The 16,876-nt window shown below is 75.8% G+C and carries 17 protein-coding genes; 7 read left to right on the top strand and 10 right to left on the bottom strand.

Annotated elements, in window-relative coordinates; all coding sequences use genetic code 11:
* The 5 genes from HPC71_RS19295 to HPC71_RS19315 all read left to right on the top strand — a co-directional run bounded on the left by HPC71_RS19295 (position 1) and on the right by HPC71_RS19315 (position 4,197).
* Positions 1–846: an SDR family oxidoreductase gene (locus tag HPC71_RS19295; protein WP_216656476.1), complete on the top strand. Its 846-nt coding sequence runs from the start codon at positions 1–3 to the stop codon at positions 844–846.
* Positions 843–2,027, top strand: a complete 1,185-nt coding sequence (locus tag HPC71_RS19300) for a sulfotransferase family protein (protein WP_230084546.1) — start codon at positions 843–845, stop codon at positions 2,025–2,027. Before HPC71_RS19295 ends, HPC71_RS19300 begins: the two co-directional genes overlap by 4 nt.
* 97 nt (positions 2,028–2,124) lie before the next feature.
* Complete coding sequence (locus HPC71_RS19305) at positions 2,125–2,580, top strand: hypothetical protein (RefSeq protein WP_154612582.1); 456 nt, start codon at positions 2,125–2,127, stop codon at positions 2,578–2,580.
* 31 nt (positions 2,581–2,611) lie between these two features.
* A complete protein-coding gene (locus HPC71_RS19310; RefSeq protein ID WP_154616618.1) occupies positions 2,612–3,064 on the top strand; it encodes a hypothetical protein in 453 nt (150 codons plus the stop codon).
* Between the two features lie 11 nt (positions 3,065–3,075).
* Complete coding sequence (locus HPC71_RS19315) at positions 3,076–4,197, top strand: hypothetical protein (RefSeq protein WP_154616617.1); 1,122 nt, start codon at positions 3,076–3,078, stop codon at positions 4,195–4,197.
* 182 nt (positions 4,198–4,379) lie between these two features.
* Here the strand turns inward: HPC71_RS19315 and HPC71_RS19320 are convergent, their stop codons facing one another.
* The 10 genes from HPC71_RS19320 to HPC71_RS19365 all read right to left on the bottom strand — a co-directional run bounded on the left by HPC71_RS19320 (position 4,380) and on the right by HPC71_RS19365 (position 14,695).
* Positions 4,380–5,681 (bottom strand): MFS transporter, encoded by a 1,302-nt coding sequence (locus HPC71_RS19320; protein WP_154612579.1) that lies wholly within the window; start codon positions 5,679–5,681, stop codon positions 4,380–4,382.
* Between the two features lie 129 nt (positions 5,682–5,810).
* Positions 5,811–6,746 (bottom strand): alpha/beta hydrolase, encoded by a 936-nt coding sequence (locus HPC71_RS19325; RefSeq protein ID WP_154612578.1) that lies wholly within the window; start codon positions 6,744–6,746, stop codon positions 5,811–5,813.
* Positions 6,743–7,351: a TetR/AcrR family transcriptional regulator gene (locus tag HPC71_RS19330; RefSeq protein WP_154616616.1), complete on the bottom strand. Its 609-nt coding sequence runs from the start codon at positions 7,349–7,351 to the stop codon at positions 6,743–6,745. The genes HPC71_RS19325 and HPC71_RS19330 overlap by 4 nt, the downstream gene beginning before the upstream one ends.
* Positions 7,348–8,736: a flavin-containing monooxygenase gene (locus tag HPC71_RS19335; RefSeq protein ID WP_154616615.1), complete on the bottom strand. Its 1,389-nt coding sequence runs from the start codon at positions 8,734–8,736 to the stop codon at positions 7,348–7,350. Before HPC71_RS19335 ends, HPC71_RS19330 begins: the two co-directional genes overlap by 4 nt.
* A 90-nt stretch (positions 8,737–8,826) precedes the next feature.
* On the bottom strand, positions 8,827–10,014 hold the full coding sequence (locus tag HPC71_RS19340) for an oxygenase MpaB family protein (protein WP_216656479.1): 1,188 nt from the start codon (positions 10,012–10,014) through the stop codon (positions 8,827–8,829).
* A 50-nt stretch (positions 10,015–10,064) separates the two neighbouring features.
* Positions 10,065–11,366: a glycosyltransferase gene (locus HPC71_RS19345; protein WP_171897071.1), complete on the bottom strand. Its 1,302-nt coding sequence runs from the start codon at positions 11,364–11,366 to the stop codon at positions 10,065–10,067.
* Entirely contained in the window at positions 11,363–12,421 is a 1,059-nt protein-coding gene (locus tag HPC71_RS19350; protein ID WP_154616613.1) for a glycosyltransferase family protein, read from the bottom strand. Before HPC71_RS19350 ends, HPC71_RS19345 begins: the two co-directional genes overlap by 4 nt.
* The gene (locus HPC71_RS21200) at positions 12,418–13,344 is read right to left on the bottom strand and encodes a ferredoxin family protein (RefSeq protein WP_171897072.1); all 927 of its coding nucleotides are present in this window, start codon (positions 13,342–13,344) and stop codon (positions 12,418–12,420) included. The genes HPC71_RS19350 and HPC71_RS21200 overlap by 4 nt, the downstream gene beginning before the upstream one ends.
* Positions 13,341–14,498 (bottom strand): cupin domain-containing protein, encoded by a 1,158-nt coding sequence (locus tag HPC71_RS19360; RefSeq protein WP_230084545.1) that lies wholly within the window; start codon positions 14,496–14,498, stop codon positions 13,341–13,343. The genes HPC71_RS21200 and HPC71_RS19360 overlap by 4 nt, the downstream gene beginning before the upstream one ends.
* Before the next feature lie 2 nt (positions 14,499–14,500).
* Positions 14,501–14,695, bottom strand: coding sequence for a hypothetical protein (locus HPC71_RS19365; protein ID WP_154616611.1), 195 nt, complete (start codon positions 14,693–14,695; stop codon positions 14,501–14,503).
* Positions 14,696–14,823: 128 nt separating this feature from the next.
* On the opposite strand from HPC71_RS19365, the gene HPC71_RS19370 reads away from it, so the two are divergent.
* Positions 14,824–15,456, top strand: coding sequence for a nitroreductase family protein (locus HPC71_RS19370; protein ID WP_154616610.1), 633 nt, complete (start codon positions 14,824–14,826; stop codon positions 15,454–15,456).
* A 69-nt stretch (positions 15,457–15,525) separates the two neighbouring features.
* Positions 15,526–16,866 carry a M20/M25/M40 family metallo-hydrolase gene (locus tag HPC71_RS19375; protein WP_171897073.1) on the top strand — a complete coding sequence of 447 codons (1,341 nt, stop codon included), beginning with the start codon at positions 15,526–15,528 and terminating at the stop codon, positions 16,864–16,866.
* Positions 16,867–16,876 lie beyond the last annotated feature (10 nt).

Genomic DNA, 16,876 nt, shown 5'->3' on the forward strand with positions numbered 1-16,876 from the left:
GTGCCGCCCCAGACCGCCACCGCCCACCTCGAGACCGACGCCGAGGTCGAGGCCCGCTACCGCCCGCTCCCGCTGCTGGAGGGCAAGGTGCTCGTCCTCTCCGGCGTCGGCCCCGGGCTCGGCCGCGCCCTCGGCGCGGAGGCGGCGCGGATGGGCGCCGACCTGGTGCTCGCGAGCCGCACCGAGCGCCGGCTGGAGAAGATGGCCGAGACGGTCCGCGCGCACGGGCGCCGGGCCCTCGTCGTACCCACCGACATCACCGACGAGGCCTCCCGCGTCGCGCTGGTCGAGCAGGCGCTGGCGGAGTTCGGGCGCGTCGACTGCCTGGTCAACAACGCCTTCGCCATCCCGCCGATGGACCCGCTCACCACCCTCGACCTCGACGGGCTGCGCGCCGCGAACGAGACCAACGTCTTCGCCCCGCTGCGGCTGACCGCGCTCTTCGCCGACGCGCTCGCCGCGACCCGCGGCTCGGTGCTGATGGTCAACTCCTGCGTGCTCTACCAGTCCCAGGAGGAGTTCGCCGGCTACAAGCTGTCCAAGGGCGCGCTGGAGCACCTCTCCTCCTCCCTGGCCACCGAGCTCGGCCCGCGCGGGATCCGGCTCAACAGCGTCGCGCCGTCCTACATCTACGAGGACGTCAACAAGGGCTACTTCGACTGGATCGCGTCGGAGTCCGGCCGCACCCACGACGAGGTGTACGCCGAGAAGGCCGCACCCACGGACCTCAAGCGGCTCGCGAGCCCCGCCGAGGTCGCCCGGGCCGCGCTGGTGCTGGCCACCGACCTCTGCTCCGCGGTCACCGGCCAGGTGCTCAACGTCGACTGCGGGGAGTTCCACCGATGAGCAGCGCCCCCGATCCCGGGACCGGCGGGCACAACGTGATGACCCGCGAGCGGCCCGACGTGGGCTCCTACGACGACATCCTCGCGGCCGCCGTCCGCACGACCGGCCTCTCCGACCTCGGCGGCACCGCCCACGAGGAGGGGCTGCGGGTGCTCGTCGACGACCTCGCCTCCCCCGAGGCCGGGCTGACCCCGCGCGGCAACTACTTCCAGCGCTCGGAGGTCAAGAGCGCGCTGGTCGGCCGGCTGCTCACCCAGGCCCAGTTCACCGCCCGCCCCGAGCACGCCGCCGTGCCGATCGAGCGGCCGGTCTTCGTGCTGGGCCTGCCGCGCACCGGCACCACCGCGCTGCACCGCCTGCTGCACGCCGACCCGGCCGCGCAGGGCCTGGAGATGTGGCTGACGCAGTACCCCCAGCCGCGCCCGCCCCGCGAGACCTGGGAGGCCGACCCGATCTTCGGCGCGATGCAGCAGGCCTTCGCCGCCCACCACGTGGAGAGCCCGGAGTACAGGGGGATCCACTACATGGACGCCACCACCGTCGAGGAGTGCTGGCGGCTGCTGCGCCAGACCGGCAAGTCCAGCTCGTATGAGTCCCTCGCCAACCTGCCGCGCTACTCCGCGTGGCTGGCCGAGCAGGACTGGACCGACGCCTACGCCCGGCACCGGCAGAACCTCCAGCTCGTCGGGCTCAACGACCCCGACAAGCGCTGGGTGCTCAAGAACCCCTCGCACCTGACCGCGCTCGACGCGCTGATGGCGGTCTATCCCGACGCACTGGTCGTCTACACCCACCGCGACCCGGTCGTGTGCATCGCCTCGTCGTGCTCGCTGTCGGCCGAGACCACGGCCGGGCACTCCACGACGTACGTCGGGGAGACCATCGGCCGCACCCAGCTCGACCTGTGGGCGCGCGCCTTCCACGCCTTCCACGACGCCCGGCCGCGCTATGACCAGGCGCAGTTCGTCGACGTCGCCTTCGCCGGCCTGCTCGCCGACCCGCTCGGCACGGCCCGGTCGGTCTATGAGCGCTTCGGCCTGGACTTCACCCCCGAGGCGCAGGCGGCGATGGCGGAGATCGACCGCGAGTCCAAGCAGGGCGCGGCCAAGCCCTCCCACCGCTACGCCATCGAGGACTACGGGCTCACCGAGGCCGACGTGCGCGCCGCCTTCGACCGGTAGCCCGCTCCCCGTCCACCGGGACCGCTCGCGCGCCGTCGCCCACAGCCGGGCCTCGACGCCGTACGTCGCCGGACCGACCGCGGGCAGCGTGGCGCCCATGACCTCGACCCCGCTCCTCACCCTCCCGCCCGGCTGGCACCACCACCCCGACCCGGCGCCCGACGTGCTCGTCGCGGCGCGGGGCGGCCCGGCCCTCGGCTCGGGCGTCGCCCCCGAGCTGGTGCTGCGGCGCGCCGAGCTGCCCGACCGCCTGCGGGGCGACCTCGCCGGCTGGCGCGCCGCGGCCGTCGCCGACCTCGCGCGGCTGCTCGACTCCTTCGCCCTGGAGGACACCGAGCAGCTGGACCTCGAGGGCCGCGAGGTGCTCTACCAGCGCTTCGCCCACCGCGGCGTGGGCGTCGAGCTGCTCACCGAGCAGTGGTCCTGGCAGGTCGGCGCCTGGGGGCTGACCCTGACCGGCACGGTCGCCCTGGAGGACTACGCCGACCTCTGCGAGGTGCTCGAGGACGCCGCGGCGAGCGTCGAGCCGGGGGCGCTGATGTCCGCGGTTTAAGCAGGTCTCTCACCCGGGAAGAGTGCCGCCCATGGGCGAGATGAGACTCGAAGCCAACGACCTCACCAGGACGGCCGCCACCCTCTACGAGCGCGGCGAGCGGCTGTCGTCGACCACCGTCGCGCTTCCCACGACCGGCGTCGACTCCGGCGCGGCCCTGCAGCTGCTCGAGACGCGCGCCAGAGACCTCGGCGAACAGCTCACCACCCTCGCCGACGTCGTCGTCGAGGTGCGCGACGAGGTGGACACCGTCGACAGGTTCCAGGTCACCCGCTACCACCTCGAGAATGCGCAACCGGGTGGTGCCGCGGACGCGCCGCAGCTGCCCACCTTGCCTCCTCGCAGCGACGACGCGCCGAGCCATGTGCTCAACCTCCCCTTCCACGACGTCCTCAATCTCCCCGAGAACCTCACCCCCGACCACGACGCCGCCGGCCACGACGCAGGCGCCGGCGGCAGCGGGCCCGGACAGAAGGACCGCTGATGACCATGTCGATGAGCACCGTGGTCGCCGCCGACCCGGCCTCCTGCCGCGACACCGCGGACGACCTGCGCAAGGTGCGCCGGCGCGCCGACCGCGCCGAGGACCACGGCCGCGAGCGGTCCCGCCACTTCGCCTCCGCCGCGGCGTCCGGCGAGATCGCCCTCGCCCTGTCCAGCGCCTGCGAGGTCGTCTCCGGTGCGGGTCGGCGGCTCTCCGACGACGCCGACACCGCCGAGACCGCCCTCCGCCGGTTCGCCGACGGCATCGAGGAGGTGGAGCAGGCGATGGAGCAGGCCTGGCAGACAGCCCTCGCCCGCGGCCTGCAGAGCAGCCTCTACCGCGACATCGTCCTGCCCGCCGACCCCACCGAGGGGCAGGTCCTCGCCTGGAACGACGCCGTCGGCACCGTCAACCGGCTCCGCGAGCGCGAGCTCACCCTCTCCCAGGCGCTCATCGACGCCCTCTCCACGATCACTCCCGAGCAGCTCCGGCGACCACCCGGCCTCGACCCGGCCCAGCCCCTGCCGGTGCCCGGCACCGGCGGTTCCGGGGGTGGATCGGGATCGGGATCCGGTGGTGGTGCGTCCGGTGGTGGCGGCAGCGCTCACGGCGGGGGCGGGAAGTCCTGGGAGCCGGCGGGTGCGGGGCCGTCCGGACCCGGCTCGGGCGGCGGGAAGTCCTGGGAGCCGGCCGGCGCCGGGGTCGGCAGCGCCCACGCCGAGCTCGTCGGCACCCCGCAGGCCACCCTCCACGAGACGCCGGACGTCCGGGGCGAGCTGCTGCTGGGCCAGCAGGTCCGCGACGCCGAGGCCCGCCTCGAGCAGCTGCAGGCGCAGCTGTCCCAGGCCACCGACCCGGCCGCCCAGGAAGCCCTCGCGGCCGAGCTCGCCGCCGGCGAGCAGCAGCTGGTCGAGACGCGCGAGCAGCTGGCGCAGCTGCAGCAGCGCAACGACGAGATCGAGGCCGCCAACCAGGCCGCCCAGTCAGCGGCCCAGCACGGGCAGCACGGTCAGCACGGGGCCCAGCTGGTCGGGCAGCTGGGGCCGACGTTCGAGGCCGCCCCATTGTCCGCCGGCCCCGAGTTCGAGCCGGTCCCGGACGCCTACGCCTGGCCGATCCCGGGTCCGCGCTGACGGTTCATCAAGGTATGCAGCCGAACCGCCACTCCCCCGTGTGAGCTCACCGTGGGGAGTGTGGCTCCATCAAGGTATGCAGCCGAACCGACGCCGAACCGGCCGATGGTTTCCCTGCATACCTTGATGAACCGACGCCCCGGCCCGCCCACCGACCAGCTCCGCTGACGGCCGCCGAGGGCTCAGGCGTCGCCGGTGGCGGCTCGGGCCGCGCGCTCGGCGACGGCGTACTCGTCGGTGCGGTCGTCGTAGGACCAGAAGTCCCGCAGCCAGGTGGCGGTCAGCGCCACGCCGGCGACGCAGGCGACGCCGCCGCTGGTGATCGCGCCGCGCACCGACCACAGGTCGGCGGTCACGCCGGCGCGCACCTGCCCGCCGAGCGGGCCGAGGGAGTAGGACAGCATCTCGATGCCGGCCAGCCGCCCGCGCATCGCCTCGGGGATGGTCTGGCTCCACACGGTCGCGCGGAAGATCCCGGAGATCATGTCCGCGCAGCCGGACAGGCCGAGGAAGAGCAGGACCAGCCAGAAGGACGGCATCAGGCCGGCGAGCGCCACGCAGGCGCCGTACGCCGCGGCGGCCACGACGATCGCCCGGCCGTGGTGGTGCACCCGGCTCGTCCAGCCGCTGGTGGCGGTGGCGAGCATCGCGCCGAGCGTCTGGGCGATGTAGAGCCCGCCGAGCAGCTCGGGGTTCTCGAAGACCTCCTCGACCAGGGCCGGGAACAGCACGACCGGCAGCGCGAGCAACATCGCGGCGATGTCGACGAGGTACGTGCCGAGCAGGTCGCGCCGGGAGAGGGCGTAGCGCACGCCCTGGCGGATGCCCTCCAGGCTCGGCGGGGTGGTCTCGGCGCGGTGGGCGTAGGACCGCATCCGCACGTAGAGCAGCGTCGCGATGGCCAGGCCGACCACGTCGATGAGGAAGCACCAACCGATACCGACGGTCGCGATGAGCACGCCGCCGATGGCCGGGCCGAGCAGCACGCCGATCTGGATGCCGAAGCTGCCCAGCGCGTTGGCGGCCATCAGCTGGTCGTGGCGCACGGTCCGCGGGAGCAGCGCCTCGCGGGAGGGCCGCTGGAGCGCGGAGCAGGAGACGAGGAAGACGGCCACCACGAAGACGACCCACACGTCGGGCTCGTCGCGGAACGCGTTGACCGCGAGCACGCCGGTGAAGAACGCCTGGGCGACGCCGGTCCAGATGAGCAGCTTGCGCCGGTCGACGTGGTCGGCCAGCGCGCCGCCGTACAGCCCGAAGACCACGAGCGGCGCCAGCTCGACCAGGCCGATCGCGCCGACGGCGAAGTTCGACCCGGTCAGCGAGTAGACCTGGAAGGGCACCGCGACGTAGGTGATCATCCCGCCGAGGTAGAAGACCGAGCCGGCCCAGAAGAGCAGCCGGAAGTCGCGGGACTCCCGCAACGGGGTGGTGTCCATCCGCAGGCCGAGCAGGGTGGCGCGGAGCCGGGCGGTCCAGGTCATGCGTCGATCACGAGGTGGGATGGTCGCACCCCGCCCGGCGCGGGCGCCAACCGGCTGGGGGTCCGGCTGGGGGTCCGGCTGGGGGTCCGGCCGGGGGTCCGGCTGGGGTGTCCGCCCAGGGGTGTCCGGCTAGGGCGCGAGGTGCCGGCGCAGGAAGTGCACCTGGTGGGCCAGCGCCGGCTCGAACCAGTCCCGGCCGGCGTAGACGTCGAAGTGGTCGCACGGGTAGTGCCGCACCTCGCCGCGGCCGGCGAAGGCCGCCTTCAGCGCGGCGTGCGGCGGGGCACTGCGGTCGTGGTCGGCGATCTGCACCAGCAGCGGGCAGCGCAGGTCGGCGGCGTGCTTGGCCGGGCGGTGCCCGCCGAGCTCGAGGCCGACGGCGGCGTCGATCTCGTTGCGCCAGCTCGGTCCGGCGATGGCCAGGTAGTCCTCGTAGCAGCCGTCGAGCGTGAGCGCGCCGAGCTCGCCGGGCCGCGCCACGACCGGCATCGTCCGGGGGCCGGCGACCCGGCTGCGCACGCCCTCGACGGTCGAGCGGAGCATCGCCGAGGGCTTGTGGTGGCGCATCGCGAGCCGGCCGGCGGCCAGCCCGTCGACGAGCGGGGCCAGCGCGACCACCGCGGCGACGTCCTCGCGGCCGGCGCCGACGCTGAGCACGTGCCCACCGGCCAGGGAGACCCCCCACAGCACGAGCCGGTCCGGGTCGACCCCGTCGAGGCGCTTGGCCGCCATCGCCGCGGCGCGGTAGTCCGCGACCTGCCCGGCCATCGAGACCGTCTGACGCGGAGCGCCCCCGGAGGTGCCGAAGCCGCGGTAGTCGAAGGCGAGCACGTCGAGGCCGGCGGCGGCCAGCCCGCGGGCGTACGGCTCGAGGCCGGAGTCCTTGGTGCCGGCCAGGCCGTGGGCCATCACCACGACCGGGCGCCCCGCGGGGCCGGCCAGGTCGTCGGTCGCGGCCGGGAAGTGCCAGGCGGAGAGCTCGACGCCGGCGGAGGCGAAGGCGACGTCGCGCCGGGTGCCCGGGGTGGCCTCCGGGGCGGTGGCGGGCGGCTGCTGGCTGGTCATGGGGTGGTCCTCCCGTAGATGGCGCTGGTCCAGAGGTGCACGACGGCGTCGATGTGGTCCTCGCCGGTCGTGTCGGCGGCGCGGACGAGCCGCTCGAGGGTGCGGTCGTTGAGGTCGAGCAGGGCGGTGGCCAGCGCCGTGGCCGGGGGTCCGGCGGGGGCGCGACCGGCGGCCCGCTCGGACTCCACCAGCGCGGCGACGACCTCGACGAAGGCGGCGATCCGCTGCTCCCACCTCTCGCGCACCGCGGGGCTGGTGGCGCGGGCCTCGAGCATGGCGCGGTGGACGTGGGTACGCCGCCGCCAGCCCTCGACGACGCTGCGGATCGCGGTGGCGATCCGCTCGCTCATCGCGCCGTCGCCGCCGAGCAGGCCGGCGGCGTCCCAGGCGTCGTCCTCCATCTCGTCCATGAGGGCGGCGACGGCGGCGGCCTTGTTGTCGAAGTAGAAGTAGAACGCCGAGCGGGTGACCCCGGCGCGCCGCGAGAGGTCCGCGACGTTGATGTCCTCGAGCCGGGCGTGCGGCCCGGCCTTGCGCAGCGCCTGGTCGAGGGCCTCGAGCAGCGCGGCCCGGCGCTGGTCGCCCCGGGTGGCGGCCGGGCTCACAGGACGGTCGGCTCGGGTGCGGTCGGCTCGGGCACGGCCGCGCTGCGGCCGGCGAGGGCGGGCGCGCCGGCGCGGCGGGCCCGCTCGCGGCCCTCGGGCAGCTCCTTGGTCCGCATCTGGTGCTCGTAGACGAAGTAGTCGAGCTGGTGGGTGTGGCGGGGCCGGTCGAGCATGTGGCCCATGTAGAGCGCGTCGTCGGCGCGGATGACCTCCTGCATCTGCTCGACCGGCGGCGGGGCGTACTCCCCGACGGCGTACGCCGCGATCAGCCGGGCCTGGCTCTCCACGAACGGGAACAGCGTGGGGGTGGCCTGGGCGAAGCCGGCGAAGAGCAGGTCGTCGAGGCCCGGCTTGAGGATCCGCTTGTACAGGTCGATCCGGTTGCCCGGTGCACTGATGAAGGCGGGGTCGAAGAAGGGGAAGGTGAGGTTGTAGCCGGTGGCGTAGACGATCACGTCGAACTCCGCGGACGCGCCGTCCTCGAAGTGGACCGTGCTGCCGTCGAGCCGGGCGACGTTGCCGCGGGCGGTGACGTCGCCGGACTTCAGCCGCAGCGGCAGCTCGGTGGACTGCGTGGGGTGGGCCTCGAAGAACTTGTGGTTGGGCGCGGGCAGGCCGTAGTTGCGCGGGTCGGAGCCGGTGAACCGCTGGCCCCACTGGGCGACCTTGCGCTGCCAGGACAGCGGCAGCTGGGGGTAGGTCCGGTAGTTCATGTCCGCCGGCTTGCCGTACATCAGCTTCGGGACGATCCACGCGCTGCTGCGGGTGGAGAGCGTGACCTGGTTGCGCAGCACCCGCTGGGAGAGCTCCACGGTGATGTCCGCGGCGCTGTTGCCGAGCCCGACGACGAGGATCCGCTTGTCCATCAGGTGCAGCGGCGTCCACGGGTCGACGTAGTGGTGGGAGTGGATCGACTCCCCGGTGAACTCGCCGGGGAAGTCCGCGGTCCGCGGGTCCCAGTGGTGGCCGTTGGCGACGACGAGGAGGTCGAAGCGCCGGGTCTCCCCGCGCTGGGTCTGCAGCTCCCAGCCGCCGTCGGGCAGCCGGTCGGCGTGGACCACGCCGTTCTCGAACTCGATGCGCTCGCGCAGCCCGAAGGCGTCGGCGTAGGAGTCGAGGTAGGCCTTGATGTCGGTGTGGTGCGGGAAGTCCGGGTAGTGCTCCGGCATCGGGAAGTCCTTGAAGGACAGCTGGTACTTCGAGGTGTCGATGTGCAGCGAGCGGTAGGCGCTGCTGTGGCCGTTGGGGTTGCCGAAGGCCCAGTTGCCCCCGACCCGGTCCGAGCTCTCGAACGTCGTGCCCGGCACGCCGTAGTCGGCGAGCATCTTGGTCACGGTCAGTCCGCTGATGCCCGCGCCGATGACGGCGGTGGTGGGTGCTCGCATGCCGCGAAACTAGAACCTGTTCTTGACGCGCGTCAACAGCCAGGCTGTGGCGGCGCTCGGGCGGCGCTCGGGCAGGGGCTCGGGCGGGGCTCAGGCGGGGATCGCGCCGATCCCCGGGGCGGCCTCGCCGTGCCAGGCGCGCTCCTGGCGCCGGTGGTGCCGGTCGGCGCGGACGAGCAGCCGCAGGCGCCCGCCGGGGAGCCGGCCGACCACCTGGGTCCAGCCGAGGTTGGCAGCGACCCGCCACACGCCGTACCAAGGCGCCCGGACGGGCAGGCCGAGGTCGCGCATGGCCGCCGGGCCGAGGAGCCAGGTGCTGACCGAGAGGGCGCGCTCGCGCTCCCAGCGGCGGCGCAGCGGGCCGTACGGCGCCAGGTCGACCATGTCGATGAGCGCGGCCGCGAGGGTGCGGCTGTTCTCGTCGGGCGGCGGGTCGTGGGAGAGGAAGTGGTAGAGCAGCCGGCGCCCGCGGCGCTCGGTGCGGGGCAGCCACTCCTCGTCCACGCCCATCAGCCAGCCCACGTAGGACCACAGGTGCATGACCGCGGCGGCGTCGCGGCGCGGGACGCGGACGCCGAGCAGGCGCAGGTGCAGCAGGAAGCTGGTGGAGAAGACGCCGAGCGTGCTGGCCTGGTCGTACTGGTTGATCGGCACGCCGCGCAGGTCCCACTCCCAGGTGGGGTCCTGCTCGAGGTGGTGGTTGACGAAGCCGTGCATCACCCGCACGTGCAGCGCGAGCCGGTGGCCCTCCGCGCCCGGCTCGAGGCCGGCGGGGGCGGTGACCGCGCGCCACCAGGCGGTCGTCTCCCCGATCCGGCGCAGGGTCTCCTCGCCGGTCAGCCGGCCGGTGCGCGCGAGCGGCTCGAGCGCGGCGGCGGTGCGGTAGCCACCGAGCAGCGACCCGTGGGTGAGCACCAGGCCCGCGTCGTGGCCGAAGGTGCGGCACGCCTCGGCGCCCCGGGCCAGCAGGTCGTCGTCGACCCAGTCCGGGCGCTGCGCGACGGCGGCGAAGAAGTCCCGCAGGGGTGCGGGTGCGTCCGGGCCGGCCCCGCCGGCGGCCAGCGCGGCGTGCACCTCGCGCATGGAGACCGTCCGGTCCTCCCGGACCGCCCGCACCAGCGCGGCGGCGACCTCGTCGCGGCGCAGGAGGCCGCGACGCAGCGCGTCGACCTCTGCCGGGCCGGGTCGCGCGCCCGGGCCGGCGGTCCACCGCAGCGGGGCGGCGGCGCGCGCGGACCAGGCGCGGTCGGCGGCGAAACGGGAGGGAGCGGCGCTCACGACCATTCCCCGACCCTAGGGGCGCGAGGGGTCGCGCGGCCAGGGTCGGCTCAGCCCCAGCCGCCGAGATGGGCCTCGAGCGTGGTCCCCGGCCGCACCGCCGCCAGGCCGAGCCCGGCCGCGGGCTCGGCGCGTTCCGCGAAGAGGTCGGTGCGCCCCCACCGCTCCTGGCGCCGTACGCCGCGCAGCGTGCGCGCCGTCACCAGCGGCGCCCCGTCGGCCCCGGTCAGCCGCAGGAGGCCCGGCGCGTCCGGGCCGGCGAGCCGGGCGACGACGGCCCGCCACGCCTCGGCGGAGCCGCGGACCGGCCGCTCGAGGTGGAGGTGCCAGGCGGGGGTGCCCGGTGGCGGCCCGGCGGCGACCCGCGGGTCACCGGCGAGCAGCCCGGCGACGTACGCGGGGGCCTGGACGTGGGCGGTGGGGAGGGCGGCGAGGAGGCTGTCGAGCGCGACGAGCAGCCCGGTCGGGTCGAGGCCGTCGGCGATCGTGACGAGCGGGTCGCGCGGCCCGACCAGCAGCCCGCGGGGGGCGGCGCCCGGCGCGGGCACCCGGCGGGCGATGGCGAGGGTCTCGGCGAGCGCGCGCGCCCGGTCGGCCGCGGAGTCCCGGGCGGCGAAGTCGGGGCCGTCGTGCCAGGCGACGGCGGCGGGCTCGTGCGCGAGGAGCGCGCCGTGCCGCCAGGCCCGGGCGGCCCACTCCCAGTCCTCCCCGCCGTAGGCCGCGAAGGTCTCGTCGAAGCCGCCGATGTGCGTGTGCAGCCAGCGGCTGCAGGCGGCGACCGCGGAGAGCACGAAGCGGTAGGAGGTGTCGTCGGCCTCGACCAGGTCGCGGGTGCGCCGGTAGCCCTCGACCAGCCACGCCGGCGACGACAGCTCGTGGGCCGGGCCGGCGTCCTCGACCGGGGCGTCGACCGGCACGGCGACGAGGTCGGCGTGGCGCCGCCGACCGACGACGAGCGCCTCGGGCAGCAGGTGCGGCAGCCGGCTGATCGCGGCGACGTACCCCGGCTCGGGCGTGGTGTCGGCGTCGAGGAAGACCAGCACCTCCCCGGTGCCGGCCGCGGCGCCGAGGTTGCGCGCGGCGGCGGCGCGGAACCCCTCGTCGGCCTGGCGGACCAGCCGCACGCCGTCCGGCACGGTCGGCGCCGTCGCCGAGCCGTCGTCGGCGACGACCACCTCGAGCCGGTCGGCCGGGTGGGTCTGCCGGCCCAGGGCGTGCAGGGTCCGGGCCAGCTCGCGCGGCTGCTCGTAGTGGGTGACGACCACCGTCACCGTGGGCGGCGGCCCGGTGCGGGGCCCGGCGAGGTCCCAGCGGTTGCCCGGCACGGTGGCGCCGGAGGGCGGCCGGCTCACGGGAACGGGACGAACACCGGCGGGACCGGGTCCGGGACGGCGCGGTGGACCGAGGCCCACCACGCGGCGTACTGGCGGGCGCTGGCGTCAAGGTCGGGGCCGGGCACCGCGCCCTCGGGCAGCCACGTCGAGGCGGGGTCGGCGAGGGCGCGCTCGATCGCGGGGACCAGCCCGGCGTCGTCGTGGAGCACGTGGGCGCCGGGGCGCAGCGCGTCGACCTCCCGGGCGTACGGCCCGTCGAGCAGCAGCGGGCGCCGGCCCACGGCGAGCCACCGGTTGACCGAGGCGGAGGCGGAGAGGTGACGGTGCCCGCTGACGGGTACGTCGGCGCGGGCCATCGCGGCGACCAGCTCGTCGTCGGGCAGCCAGCCGGTGACGGTCAGCCCGACCCCGCCGGCCCGGGCCCGCCGGTGCAGCTCGGCGAGCAGGTCGGCGTGCCCCTCGACCGGGGAGCCGAGGCAGGCCACGTCGACCTCGTGGCCCCGGGCGCGCAGCTCGGTCGCCGCCTGGAGCAGCTCGCGGTGGCCCTTGTCGGGGTAGACGAAGCCGAGCGCGGCGAGCGTCGCCGGGCCGTCCCGGTCCGGCCCCTCCCCCCGGGTCGGGCGCGGCTGCACGGGCACGACCGGCAGGTGCACGACGACCCCGGGCGGGACGTCGCGGTCGGCGCCGACCCGGGCCAGGGCGCGCAGCACGAGGTCGGCCTCGTGGTGGCTGCTGACCGCCCAGCCGGCGCAGGCGCGGACGACCTCGGCGTAGGCGCGCGCCCGCTCCTCGCCGGCCCACGGCTGGGGCACGTCGTGGAGGGTCACCGTCGTCGGCACCCGGGTGCACAGGCCGACGGCCCGCCGCACCGCGACCGCCGGGGTCGGGCCGAGGAGCCGCTCGGTGAAGTGCAGGTGGGCGGGACCGTCGGGCACCGGGCCGTCGAGCACCTCCGCGGGCCCCACCAGCGACGGCGCACCGAGCGCCCGCGCCAGCTGCGCGGCGTACTCCACGACGCCGTGGGTGCGGGGCCCGGCCACCACCTGCAGCGGCGGCTCCTGCAGCGTGCTCATCCGGCGTCCTCCCGGGCCACCGCCTCGACCTCGTGCCGGGGCGTCGGATCGTCCCGCGACGCCCGGCAGGTGAGGCGGGCCGGCGGCCCCGCGAGGGTGCGCACCCGCACCGACCAGGACTCCCCGGCGACCGCGAAGACGGCTGTCGTCACCGGGTTCGTCGCCGGACCCTCGACGGATCGGCCGGTCCAGCGGACGGCGTCGCGCCGGGTCTCCCCCAGCGCGCGGCGCAGCGCGACCTCGGCGGCCTGCACCGCCATGGGGTACGCCGTGCGGCCGCGCAGGTGGTCGAGCTCGACGTGGCCGCGGGCGGTCGCGGCGGCGACGGCGATCGCGGCGTCGGGGTCGAGCCGGCCGTAGTAGAGGCCGTCGGGCAGGAGGAGCAGGTTGCCGGCGTACCGGTCGCCGCCGATGTGGGAGACCTCCCAGGTCTCCTCGGGGTGGGCGGCGGCGAGCGCGGCCGCGACCGGGCGGCCGAGCTCGGCGCAGCAGGCGTCGTGGCGGCCGTGGGTGCAGACCGCGAGCACGGTGCCGTCGTGGGGGTCCAGGCCGCTGCTGCCGCCGGCCCGCAGCGAGACGAGGTCGAGGTCGAGCACCTGGTGCGGGTCGTCGAGCACGCCCGACTCCAGGCGCGTGCCGCCGGGCAGGCAGGAGGCGGCGATCACGCGCAGCCCGGCGGCGGAGCCCTCGCCACGGGTGCGGGCCGGGCGGCGCACGAGCAGCGGCCGGACCCGGGCGGCGGCCGCCGCCGCGGCGATCCGCGGGCCGAGCCCGTCGGGGAGCCGGGCGTCGCGCAGCGCCTCGACGCCCCACGGCCCGGGGTGCTCGATGAGCAGGAAGGCGCGGACGGTCGAGGCCGTCCCCGCTGGTGCCTCGCCGCGCTCGACGCTCGCCGCGCTGCAGCGGAACGGCGCGGTGGTCACGGAAGGACCTCGAGCAACCCTTCCCGGACCAGGCGCCGGCACAGGACCAGGCGCGACTGCGGGTCGAGGTGCTCGGCGAGGTCGGCCGGGCGGAGCTCGCCCCGGGCGCGGACCTCCTCGATCGCGGGGGCCACCCGGGCCGGGACGTCGAGCACCCGGTCGCCGAGCAGCACCTCGACGCGGCCCTCCGCGCCCGGGACGAGCACGCAGGGGTGGCCGGCACGGCGCCGGAGCGGGGTCTCGTCGGTGAGCGAGCCGACGCGGAGCACGTCGTGCAGGCCGCCGGGCAGGCGCGGTGGGCGGGTAGAGAGGAAGCGGCGTACCTCCCGCTCCGCGGCGGCCTCGGCGTCGGCCTCCCGCACCCGGGCGGCGAGCGCCTCGAGCCGGTCGGCGAGGCCGGTCGCCACCGGCCCCCGGTCGTCGAGCCAGCCGGCCGGCAGGTGGTCGTCGGGGACCTCGGCGAGCAGCGGCTCGAGGGTGCGGCGGACCAGGCCGCGCCAGGTGAGCTGGTTGATGCCGATGGTGACGTGCAGGGAGACGGTGTCCTGCGCGCGAGCCGCGTGGGGCGTGCCGGTGGGCAGGTACATCGAGAGGCCTGGCTCGAGCAGGACCTCCTCGGGCCCGTCCGGGCCGTGGACCTCCCACTGCTTGGTGCCGGCGGTCTGGAAGACGAAGACGTCGTGGCGGTCGGCGTGGACCGCGAAGCCCTGCGAGCCGGGCGGGGTGAGGTAGGCGTTGGCCTGGCACGGGTGGCCCAGCTCGAGCTCGAGCTCGGCGACCAGCCGGGTCAGCGGCGGGTGGTAGCGGTGCAGGCCCTGGAGGACGACGGTCGCGCCGTCGGCGAAGGCCGCCAGCGCCCGGCGCCCGTCGACCAGGCCGGTCAGCTGCTTGCCGGCCAGGGTGGCGGAGCGGGTGTACGACGACTCCGCGAGCACCGCGCCGTCCTGCGCCAGCCGCACCGAGGGGGTGCGGATCGCGGTCGAGGTCAGCAGGTGGTCGGCGTCGTCGAGGGAGAGCAGGCCGACGAGGTCGGCCGGCGCGGTGCGGTGCAGGTGCACCCGGGACGCCCAGACCTTCTCGAGGAAGGTCCGGGCGTCACCGCTGAGCAGGTCGAGCGCCGGGTGCGGGCCCCCGACGGGGGTGCGATCGTCCAAGGTCAGGCGTCGGTGCCGTCGGAGTCGGTGCCGTCCGAGTCGGTGCCGTCCGAGTCGGTGCCGTCCGAGTCGGTGCCGTCGGAGTCCGTGCCGTCGGCGTCGCCGGCGTCCCCGTCGGTGCTGTCGGTCGCGTCGCCGTCGGCGTCACCGGACTCCGCGAGGCCCATCGTGGGGTCGCCGGCGGGGACGGTGGTCATGTCCTCATCGGACAGGGGCTCTTCGGGGGTGCTGGTCATGGCGGCCTCCAGGGGCGGCAGTGGCGGGTCCGGACGTCTGGCCGATACCCCGCCCGCAGGCCCCGCACACGACGCCCATACTGCGGGCCATGGAGTTCCAGGAGGTCGTCCGCCGCCGCCGCATGGTCCGCCGGTACGACGACCGGCCGGTCGACCCGGCGGTGGTGGCCCGCCTGCTCGACAACGCCACCCGCGCGCCGAGCGCGGGCTTCACCCAGGGCTGGGGATTCCTGGTGCTCGAGGAGCCCGCGGACGTGCGCCGCTACTGGGAGGCGACCGCGGGGCCGGAGCGGCTGGCCGCCCCGGACCGGTGGCTGGCGGGGATGACGACCGCCCCGGTGGTGATCGTCCCGTGCAGCAGCAAGGCGGCCTACCTGGGGCGCTACGCCGAGCCCGACAAGGGCTGGGCCGACCCCGCGACGCAGGAGGAGGAGTCGCGGTGGGCGGTGCCGTACTGGCACATGGACACCGCGATGGCCGCGCTGCTCGTGCTCCAGACGGCTGTCGACGAGGGGCTCGGCGCCTGCTTCTTCGGCGTCCCGCCGGCGGCGTACCCCGGCCTGAAGGAGGCCTTCGGCATCCCGCCGCAGTTCGACCCGATCGGCGCGATCACCGTCGGCCACCGCCTCCCCGACACCGGCAACCAGGGCTCGCCGGCGCGCCGGCCGCGGCGGCCCGCGGACGAGGTCGTGCACCGCGGACGGTGGCAGGGCGAGCGCTGAGGGACCCAGCCGTCGATCCCGCCCCCGATCCAGCCCCCGGGACGGCCGCCGAGGAGTAGCGTCCCGCCGGTGACGCCAGGGGAGGGCGCGCGCGACGAGCGCCGCGCGGTGGAGAAGCTGCAGGCGCTGGTGCGGATCCCGACGGTGAGCCACCGGGACGCCTCGCTGGTCGACACCGCGGCCTTCGACCGGCTGCTGGCCGAGCTGGAGCGCCAGTTCCCGCTGCTGCACGAGCGGCTCGAGCTGACCCGGATCCCCACGCACGCCCTGCTGTTCCGCTGGCCGGGCCGCAGCGCCGAGCGGCCGGTCGTGCTGATGGCCCACCTCGACGTGGTCCCGGTCGAGGGCACCTGGCAGCACCCGCCGTTCTCCGGCGACGTCGTCGACGGGAGCATCTGGGGCCGCGGCACGCTCGACGACAAGGGCTGCGTCGCCGGCATCTGCGAGGCGGTCGAGACGCTGCTCGAGGACGGCTTCGTGCCCGCGCAGGACGTCTGGCTCTCCTTCGGCTGCGACGAGGAGGTCTCCGGCGACGCGGCGCCGCTCGCGGTCGAGGAGCTGGTACGCCGCGGCGTACGGCCGTGGTTCGTCCTGGACGAGGGCGGCGCGGTCGCGAGCGAGGCGTTCCCGGGCGTGGCCGCCCCCGTCGGGGTGGTCGGGGTGACCGAGAAGGGCGTGACCTCGCTGGAGCTGCGCGTCGAGGGCCGCGGCGGGCACGCCTCGACCCCGGCGCGGATGGGCCCGACCGCGCGGATCGCCCGCGCGATCACCCGGATCGACCGCTCCCCGATGCCGGCGAGCACGCCGGAGCCGACGATCGAGCTGTTCCGCCGGCTGGCCCCGCACGCTCCGCTCCCGCTGCGCGCGCTGATGGCCAACGCCGGCCGGCTCGGGCCGGTGCTCAGCCGCGCGCTCGTCGCGGCGGGGCCGGAGCCCGCGGCGATGACCCGCACGACGTTCGCGGTCACCACGCTGTCGGGCAGCCCCGCGCTCAACGTGGTCGCCGCGACCGCGAAGGCCGGGGTGAACATCCGGATCATGGTCGGCGACACCGTCGCCGGGGTGCTCGAGCACGTGCGCAAGGTCGTCGCCGACGACGAGGTCCACATCGACGTCGTGGAGCAGAACGAGCCGAGCCCGATCTCCCCGCGCGACGAGGCGTTCGGGCTGGTCGAGACCACGATCGCCGAGCTGTTCCCCGACGCCGTCCCGGCGCCGTACGTGATGATGGCCGCCACCGACTCGCGCTTCTTCACCCGCATCTGCGACCGGGTCTACCGCTTCGCGCCGTTCCGGATGACCAAGGCCCAGCGCGAGTCGATCCACTCCTACGACGAGCACCTCGGCGTCGAGGCGTTCCTGGACGGCGTGCGCTGGTACCGCCGCCTGATCGAGAGGCTCCCCGCATGAGAGGCCCCGC

Origin of the sequence: Nocardioides marmotae, from assembly GCF_013177455.1 — a bacterium.
In the GTDB taxonomy this organism is placed as follows: Bacteria; Actinomycetota; Actinomycetes; order Propionibacteriales; family Nocardioidaceae; genus Nocardioides; species Nocardioides marmotae.